The organism is Paenibacillus macquariensis (assembly GCF_900156375.1).
In the GTDB taxonomy this organism is placed as follows: Bacteria; Bacillota; Bacilli; order Paenibacillales; family Paenibacillaceae; genus Paenibacillus_AQ; species Paenibacillus_AQ macquariensis.
Window position 1 is genome coordinate 302,619 of the sequence record NZ_FTNK01000004.1, and the last position, 13,397, is coordinate 316,015.

General features: G+C 46.0%; 11 protein-coding genes. All 11 read left to right on the top strand.

The features are described from left to right. Window positions 1–55: 55 nt before the first annotated feature. The 11 genes from BW961_RS10010 to BW961_RS10060 all read left to right on the top strand — a co-directional run bounded on the left by BW961_RS10010 (window position 56) and on the right by BW961_RS10060 (window position 13,360). Window positions 56–2,173 carry a LuxR C-terminal-related transcriptional regulator gene (locus tag BW961_RS10010; protein ID WP_139331598.1) on the top strand — a complete coding sequence of 706 codons (2,118 nt, stop codon included), beginning with the start codon at window positions 56–58 and terminating at the stop codon, window positions 2,171–2,173. A 284-nt stretch (window positions 2,174–2,457) separates the two neighbouring features. Next, window positions 2,458–3,216 carry a YveK family protein gene (locus BW961_RS10015; protein ID WP_068585219.1) on the top strand — a complete coding sequence of 253 codons (759 nt, stop codon included), beginning with the start codon at window positions 2,458–2,460 and terminating at the stop codon, window positions 3,214–3,216. Beyond that, a complete protein-coding gene (locus BW961_RS10020; protein WP_068585215.1) occupies window positions 3,164–3,871 on the top strand; it encodes a CpsD/CapB family tyrosine-protein kinase in 708 nt (235 codons plus the stop codon). Before BW961_RS10015 ends, BW961_RS10020 begins: the two co-directional genes overlap by 53 nt. A gap of 6 nt (window positions 3,872–3,877) precedes the next feature. After that, the gene (locus BW961_RS10025; RefSeq protein WP_068585213.1) at window positions 3,878–5,113 is read left to right on the top strand and encodes an oligosaccharide flippase family protein; all 1,236 of its coding nucleotides are present in this window, start codon (window positions 3,878–3,880) and stop codon (window positions 5,111–5,113) included. 32 nt (window positions 5,114–5,145) lie between these two features. Beyond that, window positions 5,146–6,462, top strand: coding sequence for an O-antigen ligase family protein (locus BW961_RS10030; RefSeq protein ID WP_068585210.1), 1,317 nt, complete (start codon window positions 5,146–5,148; stop codon window positions 6,460–6,462). Between the two features lie 13 nt (window positions 6,463–6,475). Then, window positions 6,476–7,678 carry a glycosyltransferase family 4 protein gene (locus tag BW961_RS31560; RefSeq protein ID WP_082867466.1) on the top strand — a complete coding sequence of 401 codons (1,203 nt, stop codon included), beginning with the start codon at window positions 6,476–6,478 and terminating at the stop codon, window positions 7,676–7,678. 63 nt (window positions 7,679–7,741) lie between these two features. Then, on the top strand, window positions 7,742–9,655 hold the full coding sequence (locus BW961_RS10040; RefSeq protein WP_068585205.1) for a polysaccharide biosynthesis protein: 1,914 nt from the start codon (window positions 7,742–7,744) through the stop codon (window positions 9,653–9,655). 81 nt (window positions 9,656–9,736) lie between these two features. Beyond that, window positions 9,737–10,777 carry an LCP family protein gene (locus BW961_RS29875; protein ID WP_068585202.1) on the top strand — a complete coding sequence of 347 codons (1,041 nt, stop codon included), beginning with the start codon at window positions 9,737–9,739 and terminating at the stop codon, window positions 10,775–10,777. A gap of 24 nt (window positions 10,778–10,801) precedes the next feature. Continuing rightward, window positions 10,802–11,428 carry a sugar transferase gene (locus BW961_RS10050; RefSeq protein WP_068585200.1) on the top strand — a complete coding sequence of 209 codons (627 nt, stop codon included), beginning with the start codon at window positions 10,802–10,804 and terminating at the stop codon, window positions 11,426–11,428. Beyond that, window positions 11,425–12,240 carry a GNAT family N-acetyltransferase gene (locus BW961_RS10055; RefSeq protein ID WP_068585196.1) on the top strand — a complete coding sequence of 272 codons (816 nt, stop codon included), beginning with the start codon at window positions 11,425–11,427 and terminating at the stop codon, window positions 12,238–12,240. Before BW961_RS10050 ends, BW961_RS10055 begins: the two co-directional genes overlap by 4 nt. Before the next feature lie 10 nt (window positions 12,241–12,250). Continuing rightward, window positions 12,251–13,360: a GNAT family N-acetyltransferase gene (locus BW961_RS10060; protein ID WP_068585191.1), complete on the top strand. Its 1,110-nt coding sequence runs from the start codon at window positions 12,251–12,253 to the stop codon at window positions 13,358–13,360. Window positions 13,361–13,397 lie beyond the last annotated feature (37 nt).

Consider the following 13,397-nt stretch of genomic DNA (forward strand, 5'->3'; position numbering starts at 1 on the left):
GCTAGGTTCGCAAAATGATCCTGACCGGTTTACTTTTAGAAGGCGAAAGAACCTATTGTGCTGCAACGTACTTGTCCTTCATTTTAATAATGATGTAATTCGAAGGTGGGTATATCCTATGTTTGATGGTACGGTGAAGGCAGGCGGTTCCCAAGAAAGCATAGCTGTCCAGATTGACCAGCTGGAACGGCATTATTTGGTAGGCCGGGACATCGAAATTCAGTATTTCATAGAGCAGCTGACAGACGACCAACAACAGGGACGGATATTGAATCTCTATGGTACCGGCGGCGTAGGAAAAAGCTATTTAATCGATGAGTTCCGTCGGCTAGCGATGAATGCGAATGCCGCCTTTCTGTTGATGGACAGCCGCGGGTTCTCTCATACACCGCAGGCCTTCTGCATGCAATTGTTGCGTATGCTCGGCTATCCGATGGAGAAGCTTCAGCAGATTACCGAGCCGCAGTCGCTTCTAGAGCTATGTCATGACATCCTGATTGAAAAGGCGCTGACTCAGAAGCTTGTCCTCGCATTGGACACTTTCGAGGATATGGGTGATATGGAGCTCTGGCTGAGAGAGGCATTTTTCCCACAATTGAACCCGGCAATCCTGATTCTCATTGCGGGAAGATTCCCCTTGCAAGGCATATGGCTCAGTTCTCCGGCATGGCGCCACTGGATACATCGGATGCCCATTGGGGATCTGGATTATATATCCGTTAAGCAATATCTGGAGCGCTCGGGTATTTCTCAGGAGACGATGATAAAACAGATTTGGGTAAAAACTAGAGGACATGCGCTCACGTTGTCTTTGATTGTCTCGACGACGATGGTTCAGAACAATCAGGGCTTGGAATTGGTGGATGGAAGCGAAGTGTTCGAACATATCGTGGGCATTTGGTTAAAGGAGGTTCCGGACGACAATCTTAGGGAGCTTGTAGAGACCGTAGCTGTCCTTCGGCATTTTAACCAGGAGCTGCTCTCCTATGTATTGGATCGGCAGATAAAGACGGATTTATTCCAATGGCTGATCGGACTTTCCTTCATTCGGAGAGTGGATAGGGGGTGGATCCTTCATGATTTGATGCGGGATGCCATCAGCTATGATCTACGTTTGCGGCAGCCTGAACATTACGACTGGTTATGGAAGCGTTGCATCATGTTTTACTACAGTAGGTTGACCAACCAGTCCAAGAGAAAGACGATCGCTTGGGAAGTCGTCGAATGGTACTATTATATCGGCGATCATGTTGTCCGCAATTTCTGTTTTCAGAAATCGACTCCCAATCTCATGGAGACGTTGAATCCGTCCAATTTGGCGGAGGCAGAGCAGTATTTGTACAATCGTCAACTCAATCTGAAGGAAGTTTGCCTTCCTCTCCAGAACCCGGACACGGGCGAGAGGTTCGAGTATATGATTTCTAAAGAAGAATGCTTTTACCCGATTAAGCATATACATCTTCAAGAGCTTTACGAGCTCGATCCTGGCATTGTTAAGCTGATGAGAGATCCTCAGGGGGCAATATGTGGCCTGACGGCAATCATTCCGATTCATACAGGAACACTTGACTATTTGTTAACTCACCCGCTGTCATCCGCTTATTTCCAAAGCCTACCGGAACATAGGCTAAGGGAACTCCGGGTGCCGATTGAACATATTGCGGGTTATTTTGTAAAAACGATCGATGTGACGGATTTTGAGGACGTGGCAATACGTACAACTGCAGGGCTATCGTTCATATCACTGCTTATTTCTTCCGATTTTGTCGTGACGACTGCTCCTCCAGATCTCTCCTTCTTAAAGGAATTCCACCTTAGCTTGGGTTGCGAGCAGGTAAAAAACGTTGCACATTACGATTATGACATTAATGCTCCTACGCCATATTACGTTCTGGATACGAGGGGCGGCAAGCTGCAGGATTATTTGAATAAAATGATAGCGTCATTCGGCCTTTTAGATCATTTCAAGCAACCGGATGATGGTATGTCGATGCTATCCGAGCGGGAAAAAGAAGTGGTGGGGTTGCTGGTGAATGGTTATACGAATCAAGAAATTGCGGCGGACTTATATATTACAGAAGTAACGGTCAAGAAGCATTTGACAGCGGTATTTCGGAAGCTGAATGTCAGGAATCGAACGCAACTGGTTAACAGCTACTTGAAAAAAACATAATCATTGTAATCGGACAAGCTTTCCTTAGGGAGAGCTTGTCTTATTTTTTTTGTTCGTGAGGAGAATGAAGGTATACCCGAATTCGACTATGTTGCTACGTTCGGATAATAGAATGCGCGAAGGTAAGTGGGTAATCTTAAGAAATCAAAGTAATCTAAAATGGAGGGAACTAAGCAATGAAGTTATAGGAAATTATTGGTGTTGTTGGTCCAACATTGTTCGGATACTACAATCATCTTTTTATTAAGGATAGAAATACATTAACGAGTTAGGAGAAATAATCAATGGAATTCGAACTAGGCAGCATTATGAAACTAGTGAAACGCAGGCTGTTGTTCATCATTGTGTTATGTATAGCTGCGATGGGAGTAGCCAGTTTCGTTAGCTATTATGTTATAAAGCCGAAATACGAGGCGACAGCTTCTATTATTATTCAAGGAGACAGGCAACAGAAACCAATCAATGACATTATGGCAGGGCAAAAGCTGGTAACAACTTTCGGGGAGATCATCCGAAGCAGTAGGATAGCGGAAGAAGTCGTCAAAAGGCTGCAACTAAAGATGACACCGGAAAAACTGCTCGAACATGTCAAGACAAGAACAAGCAGTGAGTCACTGTTGACGACGGTCATTGTGACGGATTCGAACGCAATACGAGCAACAGAAATCGCGAATGGTTTTGGGGAGGCATTCAACGAGAATATCCAATCGATAATGGGGGTAGAGAATGTCGTGTTTCTAGACCGGGCGAAGGTTCCTAATGAGGTCATCTCTCCCAAGCCAGCCTTTAATTTGGTAGTGGCCTTCGGACTAGCACTGATTGCGGGGATCGCAATATCCATCCTCCGAGAATTGATGGACAAAACTGTGAACAATGCCAAAGACATTCAACTGGATTTACAGCTACCTCTACTAGGAACGGTGGGTAATTTGAAGGTAAGTAAACAGCGGATCAAGACGAAATCCAAATCAGATGAAGGAGCAAGCAGATATGAAGAAGAATGTGCCAAGATTATATTGCCTGGAACAACCGAAATCCGCTAATGCAGAGCTATTTCGTGCGATCCGATCAAATATTCGCTATACCCGGGTGGGTGGAGAAATCCGATCGTTATTAGTCACAAGCTCTCTGCCTCAGGAAGGGAAGTCGACAGTGGCGATGAATCTGGCTATAGCCATGGCGGAAACCGGTAGGACCGTGCTACTGATGGATGGAGACCTGCGTACGCCAACCGTGCATAAGGCATTTGATCTACCAAATGGGGTAGGATTGAGCAGCATCCTTGTTGATCACACCTGCTTAGATGATTGCATTTATTCTATTAAGGAATTACAAGGGCTTTCTGTACTGACATCTGGCCCTATCTCAGCGAATCCAGCCGAATTACTCGGCTCCCAGGGAATGAAGAGTTTATTTGCGGAGCTTAGCGAGCGCTGGGATACGATCGTTATCGACTCTTCTTCTGTTTTAATTCCATTTTCGGACGCACTTACTTTGGCGAGAATGGCCGAGGTGGTGCTACTTGTTGTGAAATCTGGGAAGGTGTTGCTGAAACACACTAGTTCTGCGAAACAGCTACTTGAGCAGGAAGGGGCACATTTACTGGGAGCGGTATTGAATCACAGTAAGAATAGCAGACACCAAAAAATTCGCGGCGAAGATTTTGAAGATTGGGCCACTTCTTCAGTAATGGGTTAACATATTATGTCATTTGCTTCTCTTCGTTATTTATTTGGAAACATCACTTATGCAGGTGCTCAGTTCGTCATTGTGATATTGCTAAACAAATTTGGGTCGCCAGAAAATGTTGGGCAATATTCGCTTGGGCTTGCGGTGACTGCGCCCATCTTCATGCTGTCGCATCTGCATCTACGATCGGTCTTGATCATTGACAGATCAGGGAAATACGTCTTTGGGGATTTTTTTGGCCTTCGGCTAGTGACAACCACAGTTGCATTTACGATCACAGCAAGCTTTTGCATATTAAGTGGCATTGACTGGAACACAGCATTGGTTATTTTTTTCATCAGTTTGTATAGGATCGTCGAATCGCTCAGCGATATTATATTAGGTATCGTTCAAAAGCAGGAGAGGCTAGATCAAATATCTCTCTCAAGAGCTGCTAAAGGCTTGCTATCCATACTTATCTTCACTTTCGTATTTATCCCTACACAGAGCCTTGTTCTGGCATTATTTATCATGATCCTCGGATGGTTGGCTATAACGATCGGTTATGATGCTCGCAAAGCGAGAGCATTCACGTCTCTCGTTCCTATATTTAACAAGGGTCGACTATGGAACTTGCTGATCGTAAGTTCGCCGCTTGGTGTTGTATTAGCGTTGATGTCGCTTAATACGAATATTCCACTATATGCGATCTCTTACTTTAAAGGGGACTACTACTTAGGCGTATATGCTTCGCTCTCCTACATGATCGTTGCCTGCAATGTTGTCGTTACCGCCCTAGGGGAATCAATAACACCGCGTCTTGCCCGCTGGCACGCTGCCGGCAGACACAAGGAATTTGTTTCTTTACTCCGACGAATGGTAGCTATGGGCGTGGGGATTAGTGCAATCGCATGTTTAATCGGCTGGATGTTTGGCCAGCAACTGCTGACCTTGTTATACAGTCCTAACGTGGCTAAAGAGATAGGGCTATTTCGTTGGTTACTCGTCTCTACCTTGTTGGTGTTTGTTTCGTCCTATCTCTGGTATGCCATTACGGCCACCGGGAAATTCAAAGCGCAGATTCCATTGTTTCTTTGCACAGCGAATACGAATGGGTTAGCCTGTCTTATATTCGTACCTGAATACGGGATGATAGGGGCTGCGATGGGGGCAAGCTTGGCATTATTCGTACAGATGATTGGTAGCGTGGTCGTACTTTCTTATGTGATCCGCCAGGCAAAGAAACAGGTACAACGAGAAGCGGCCGCATAGAGGCTGTTTCCAAATAGGAAAGTAGGGGTTGTATGCGGTCTTTATCAGTTGTAGGGAGAACTCTCATTAAAAAAGATGCATTACATACCCCCTACACCATGAGCAAGTTATTTCAGTTTGCGGTCATGGGCTACATCATATGCCTTCCCGCACAATTTGATATCGGAGGAGCATTCCGAATCGCACCGTCGGATCTCTTCTTACTGTTAGGGTTGTTCGCTGTAGGTTTACACCTTAAATTGGACCGAAGACAGTTCAGCTCATGGCATTGGGGCATGCTGTTTATCTTTGTTCTAGCTTCATTCGTATCCATCTGGCGTAATGGGTTCATTACTCAATACGCCCTGTTGCAAAAGGATGTTGGACTTCTACTCCTTCTGCTGACATATATCATGCTCATTCAGGCAGTAGACAGTTGGGATCGGTTATATACGATGTTACGGGTCTTTTTAATCAGTGTACTATGTCTGAATGGTGTTGCTCTGTTCGCTTTCTTTAGCGGAGTAAAGGTTCCGTTCATGATACAAGACGGACGATTGTCCGGTATGCTGATTGATCCGAATGCATACGGAGGACTGCTTGTGACGGCTTTCGCCGTTCATATTATGACGAGTGGTAGTGGGGTGAAGCTTCTTCAGGGATGGGTAAGCTTAATAGCCACGGTAACCTTGTCCGGTGGTATTATGATGACCTTCTCTCGTTCGTCGTGGATTGGTCTAGTACTTGTGCTACTTACACTTTTGCTGAGTAATCCTTCCAGATTGATCAAGATCGCTATGGGGTTTATCGCGGCTTTCGTGGCATTGCTGCTGTATAAAGGTACGGCTTATCTAGATGTACTCGAGTCAATGTCCAGTCGACCTTCTCAGATTCAGGCCCGCCTCGATATCATTGGTAAGGCGTTGGATTGGATAGCACAAAGCCCGTTGTTCGGGATTGGACTCGGTACATATAACTATGAGCTACGTATTATCATTCATAACACGCCGCTTTGGTTTATGACGGAATTCGGCTTACTAGGGTTGATGGTGTATGGCGGATTCATGGTCTGGTTCTTCATCGTGGGTATCCGTTCTTACCGTACAGCGGATCCCGTTCACAGGCCGATCATTTTGGCATTACTGCTGTCTCATGCCGCGATGATTGGACTCTCAATGGGCATCGAAGCATTATTCCAACGCTATTGGTGGTTCATGATGGCTATGATCGCAGCTTGTATCCGATTAACGGATGCAAAACTGAAAGGAGAGTTGCTACATCGAACCAAGAGGATTGAACGAGCGACCGGACGAACGCCACACCAATCACAACCACCAGAACAAGTACAACAACAAGAGCATATCTGCTGAAGTCAGTGTGCCAGTGAAAGTTGCCTTTGTCGCCTCCATTTATGGGCATTTTGGCAACTTTCATTTACCTTACATGGATTTGTTGCAGCAAAAGGGCTGCGAAGTACATGCTTACGCACAGCCCGGGGAAGAAAGGCAACGGTTGGAACAGAAGGGGATCGTGTGCCACGATGTGCCTATTCAACGCAGCCCGCTGCAAGCGCAGAACTGGAAGGCTCTACGGGTCTTAACTGAAAGTTTCCGAAAGGAAGGATTCCAGTTCGTCCATGTGCATACACCAGTGGCCTCGATACTCGGCCGGATTGCGGCTCATAGGGCAGGCGTACCATGCACATTGTATACAGCGCACGGTTTCCATTTTTTCAAAGGAGCACCTCTCCTAAATTGGATGCTTTATTATCCGTTCGAGCGCTGGATGGCACGCTTTACGGATGTGTTGATCACTATTAATGGTGAAGATTTTGAGCGTGCCCTCAAATTTCCAGTGCGAAATAAAGTTACCTATGTGAGTGGCGTTGGGATTGATCTCAATGTTTACGGTGGCAGGGAGGAACATCCCGCAACCAAGACGGAGAAGACAGAGTGGCGTCGTCAGTTATTCGATTTACCGACGAACGCCGAAGAAGAACCTGCGTTCGTCGTACTGTGTGTTGCTGAGCTGAATGCCAACAAGAACCAGAAGCAGCTGATCGAAGCGCTATGTCAGTTGGGCGATCACGTAGGCAATATTCATCTGGCACTAGCTGGCACCGGTCCATCCGAGCAGACACTACTAGAACTAGCCAATCAGCTCGGCGTTCGGGATCGGGTCCATATGCTTGGATACCGACGGGATATTCCAGATCTGCTGAGAGCGTGTGATGCCGCAGTGCTCGTGTCATATCGCGAGGGATTACCCCGGGCGATTATGGAGGCGATGGCAGCAGGTAAACCAGTTATCGGTACGGATATTCGGGGCCTTCGCGATTTGATTGATCATGAAATAACGGGTATTTTAGTTCCAGTTGACGATGCAGTCGCAACCGCAAAGGCATTTCTTCAACTGAGGGACGATCCGGCTTTAGGCGCTGCAATGGGAGAAGTGAACAAGGAAAGGATCCTTCGCTACGGGTTACCTGCAGTGCTCCGTGATATGGACTCGATTTATATTGAAGCACTGAACGATCCAGCGCGGAATGTGATTTCGTCCGTTATGAGTGCAGGCATCGGGGGATAGGTAATTCGCACATATAAGTACGGGTAGTGTGTGACCATTCAGTTAATAAGGGTGAAAGAAGTGATGAGGAGAATGCGGCTCGTACGTTTGATCTTTTTGGATGCGGGGATTGTTGCGGCTTCAGTGTGGCTAGTGTTTTTGCTTCGGTTTGATTTTCAAATTCCCCAGCTCTATATGCGGATGCTTCCGGTGGCGATATTCATTCACATTGCGGTGCATATGTCAGGCTCTTTCGGTTTCAAAGCGTATAACAGTATGTGGCGATATACCGGTATGGGAGAGATATTATTGCTTCTTAAAGTGAGCGTCCTAACATTCGTTGGAGTTATCATTGTCAATGTATCAGCGCATTTACTTGTCCCCTCTTATCGACTACCGATTTCAATTTATTCTGCATCGGGATATGTGTTTCTGGGCATTACCGGTATACGAATTGTCAGCCGCCTCATGAATGATGGGTTTGTGTCATCGGGAGCGAAGGATTCATTCGAAGGAAATCTTCTAATCGTAGGGGCGGGGAAGGCAGGGATCCTTGTTACCAAAGACATCAAGCATTCCAAATTTAAGTTCATGAACCCGATCGCTTTCATTGATGATGATCCGACCAAACAAAAGCTGGAAATGATGGGATTACCAATTGTTGGTAACAGAAGTTATATTCCTGAAGCCGTCAAGGAGTTAGATATTTCTTTTATTATAATTGCACTTCCGACCGCTCCACAAAGCGCCATGCTGGAGATTATCGAGATCTGTAAATCTACCAAAGCACAGATCAAGATAATGCCTAGCATGACGGATATTTTAGATGGGAAAATGGCAGTTAATATGATCCGTGAAGTGTCCGTAAATGATTTGCTTGGTAGAGCACCAGTAGAGATCAATACGGAGGAGCTACGCGAGAATTTGGGGAGTGAGTGTATTCTCATCACGGGTGCAGGAGGCTCAATTGGTTCGGAGCTGTGCCGGCAGTTGGCTGTATATCGTCCGAAGGAAATGCTGCTATTAGGCCATGGAGAGAATAGTATTTACCTCATTGAACAAGAGCTACGCGAATTATACCCCCAACAGGTGATTCATCCAATCATTGCTGACATTCAGGATGTGTCGCGAATCGAAAGTGTCTTTCAAAATTTCCGACCTACGATCGTTTATCACGCAGCTGCGCACAAGCATGTTCCACTCATGGAAATGAATCCGGTGGAAGCGGTCAAAAACAATGTCATCGGAACGAGGAACGTAGCGGAGGCGAGTGACAAATATGGAGTCAAGCGGTTCATCCTCATCTCATCGGACAAAGCGGTTAATCCGACAAGTGTCATGGGGGCTACGAAGCGAGCAGCGGAAATGATCATTAATGATCAGAATGCATTCAGCAAGACTGCTTTCGCTGCTGTTCGTTTCGGCAATGTGTTAGGCAGTCGAGGGAGTGTCATCCCATTATTCAAAAGACAAATCGAGAATGGCGGCCCAGTAACAGTTACCGATATGGAAATGGTGCGTTATTTCATGACGATCCCCGAAGCGGTGCAGTTGGTTATTCAGTCGAGTGTGCTGGCACAGGGGGGCGAAGTGTTCGTGTTGGACATGGGTAAGCCGGTTCGTATATACGATCTGGCACGGGATTTAATTCGCTTATCGGGCTTGGAGCCCGAAAAGGATATTCCCATCGTGATCACCGGCATTCGTCCCGGAGAAAAACTATACGAGGAACTCCTGACTGAAGAGGAAGGGGGGGTTGTCACAAAAAACTATCGCATCATGGTCAGCCGTCCGCAAGACGTTTCAAGGTCCGAACTAAATATGGTTCTTGGTGTTCTGGAGAACTTGTGCAAGCCATATGAATTTGTACCTGGCAGTCAACAGATCAAAAAACTATTAAAGCAGCTTATACCAAGCTATACGGGCTTTCAAGAAGAACCGCAGGTGGGCACTCAGGAGCTTGAACGAATCAAAACTGAAGTTCAAGCTGGAATATGATCGATGAAGTCGCCAATGGGTACATGGATAAAAAGATTGCAGGGTAAGCGCGGCAGGGAGATTAGAGGTGGAGGTGCAGTCATGAGACGGATTGGAAGATTCGGATTCATTGGTTTTCTTATTCTGATTGTAGTTGGTGGTATCTGGATCTGGGGAGTGTTAAATCCGGAGCATCGATTCCAGAAGGCTGTCCTTAATCCCCTGACGGTACCCAGTTCGAATATTTCTACGGTGTCTGAGGGGAAGGAGCAGTCGGTGGATACGCCAAATAGTCTTCCTAATACGGAAGGGAATGTACTTCTACCGTCTTCGCAAGTGACCACAGCAACACAAGCTACTTCAGATAAGGAAACCTTATCCTTTAATGTGGTGTTAATCGGAACCGATACCTGGGGTGGGGAAAACTCGCGCGCAGACACGATCATGGTAGCACATGTGATGCCGGATCAGCGGAAGGTGAATATCGTCTCTGTGCCACGTGATACTCGGGTTTATGTGCAAAATGTCGGTTATACCAAGATCAATCATGCTCATATTGTTGGCGAGTTAAAGGGTGGTAATCAGCAGGGAACGTTAACGCTCGTTCAGGCCGTCAGCGACTTTATGAACATCCCTATACATCACTACATCAAGACGAATTTCTCCGGGGTACGTGATTTCATCGATTCGATCGGTGGGGTCGATATGGTAATCGATCAGGATGTGACCATAACCCCGGAGATTACAATCAAGAAAGGCGAGCAACATCTGGATGGAGAGCATGCACTCTACCTAGCAAGGGAAAGGTATTCCACCAAAGATGGTGATTTTAGTCGTCAACGGGAGCAATTCAACATCGTTCGAGCCGTAGCTAAACAGCTATTGAAACCCGAGCATATTCCTGACCTAGCTGGGTTATTACTGAAACAGCAGAATGACATAATCGATACAAGCTTTAGCGACAGTGACTTGATCAGCCTCGCTTGGTTGTTTAAAGGTATGGAATCCGATGATTTCACATACGAGCAAATTCCAGGTAAAAATAGTTTCGGTCCAGATCCGTTAGTCGGGAAGAAGGTGTACTACTGGAGTGTCGATTTTGCAGAGGTAAAATTACTTAAGGAACGTCTTTTTACGGAATAAGAGAAGGGCGGGAGATGTACTTACATGTATCGCTATATGAAACGAGGCTGCGATATTGTGGGAGCGATCTTAATGTTATGTCTGTTAAGTCCAGTCATGGCTGTGGTGGCGTTGTTGATTCGGATGAGGCTGGGAAGCCCAATTTTTTTCAAGCAGCAGCGACCAGGACGGGGAGAGAGACCATTCAACATCTACAAGTTCCGAACGATGGCTGAACTGTATGATACGAAGGGCCAGCTGTTATCGGATGATCGGCGTTATGTCAAGTTCGGCGGAAAGATCCGGAAGTTGAGTCTTGATGAATTACCACAATTGTTGAATGTCGTGAAAGGGGAAATGAGCCTGATTGGCCCACGACCTTTGCTCATGCGTTACAGCCCATATTACACAGAACGAGAGAGGACGAGATTCACTGAAAGGCCGGGTATTACGGGCTTAGCGCAGGTGTCTGGACGCAATCTTTTACCGTGGAATGAGCGGCTTTCTTATGACATCACCTATGTTGAGAAGCTAAGTTTTCGACTAGATACTTGGATATTGTGCAAGACAGTACTGAAGGTGATTCGACAAGATGACATTGTAGCAAATCCTGGTAAGCATAGTCTCCCCTTGGATGAGTACAGGATGAATAAAAAGGAGGGATCGGCATGAATGTGCAGTTTAGTCCGCTGCATGAAGACGATATTCACCAAGCATGCCAGCTCTTGCGGAGCTATTTGCCGGAGCAGGTTTACAATCAAACGATATTCGCCTGTACTGGTTACGCCGCTTATCTACAAGCGGCTTGTAGGTGTGGGAGCCATTCAACGACACTGCTGATAGGAGCCTATTCAGGAGATATTCTCATTGGATTCGCTGAATGGCGAAGAATGGAACAGATGTTGGTTCTGAACAACTTGAACGTAGATGCCGCCTATCGGAAAGATGGTATCGGCGGGCTGCTCATGGCATACGGCGAAAAACTAGCCCGGATGGAAGGCATTAATAAGTTGGCTTTGGATGTGTTCTCATGGAATGAACAGGTCCATGCTTGGTATCTACGACTTGGATTTGCGGAGGAAGGACGTACGTATTGGTACGAGGGGGGCTTGATTCAATCGCTAGATGATACGGAAGATGTTACTGCTACTGTTGCTCATGCAGATGAAAAAGACGAGCTGGACTACATCATTGATGATTACCCTATGGCAGAGGCACATCATTTTAAGTATGGTTTTTCTTCTTTTAGGATTAGAACGAAACAAAAGACTTCAGTCGTGGGTCGGCTAGGTGAACAGTATTTTCGCATCCAAATGCAAAGCGGGGAGTGGGATGGATGCTATCATTTGACCAACGTGCTTATCGATCTTGACCGAGAAAGAAAATTACTTTTACTTTCACCGGATGCATTCTTGCGTGAGAGTGACCGACGGTTGATCTTAAGTAATGAAAGTATTCGTATGATCAAAATATTGGAGAATTAGGAGGTGTTGTATGAGTAGCTTCACCGTGCTTCATAGCTCGAGTTCTGAAGAATGGGATGCTTATTTGAATCAGATGCCCGATAAGGATATCTATTTCTCCGCTGCTTATTTTTCGCTGTTCGAAGATGAAGATCATCAAAGGGCAGAGCTATTTGTATATAAGCGGGGGGATCAGCTCATTATGTACCCTTACTTGGTACGATCCATCAGTCATCTTCCCGCCGTAATCAAACTGGGGTTGGAAGGCGAATGGTACGATATCAGCACGCCTTATGGATATGGCGGACCGATATCGAATGTGTCACTGGGAGCTGAACGGACTGAGTTGTACCAACAATTCGGTGAAGTGTTCACCGAATACTGCAAAGAGAAGCGGATCATGACTGAGTTTGTAAGGTTCCATCCATTGATAGGCAATTCCTCCGAATATCAAAGTGGGCTAACGACGGAGTTGATTCGGAATACAGCCTATATGGATTTGACAGTTGGTTCAGAGTCGGAGCTAGTCCAGCATTATTGTAGCAATCATCAAAGAAATATTCGCAAAATAAAGTCGTCGCCATTTACAATTCGAAAGTCGGATCTGAGGGATCGGGTCGAGCCCTTTATCGACTTGTATTATGGAACGTTAGAAGATTTAAAGGCGGATTCCTTCTATTATTTCCCTCGAAAATTTATTGGAGAGACATTTCGTTTACTGGAGGGGAGCTTAGAACTGTTCGAGGTCATGGATGGGGAGAAAATAGTGGCGGCCTGTATTGTTATCCATGAACGACCATGGATGCATTATCACTTGTGTGGTTGGGATCGGGCATATCTACAGTGGTCACCGACCAAAATACTCATCCACGCAGCAGCCGTGTGGGGGATGGAGAATGGATTCGAACGTTTACATCTTGGTGGGGGATATAAAGGGAATGACAACTTATTTAAGTTTAAACAGGGGTTTGGGACTCATCTAGAACCGCTCGATTATTACTTGGGTAAGCGAATATTCTTTCCTGAGCTGTACGAACGCATTCTGTCGCTCAGCGACACTCGACTAGAAGGGAATTACTTTCCACTATATAGGCAACCAGCTATTTTGGAACAAAACACCATGGATCACGCTGTTAAGTAAATCGATGTAATATGTATTCCAACTGGACCAAACTGTC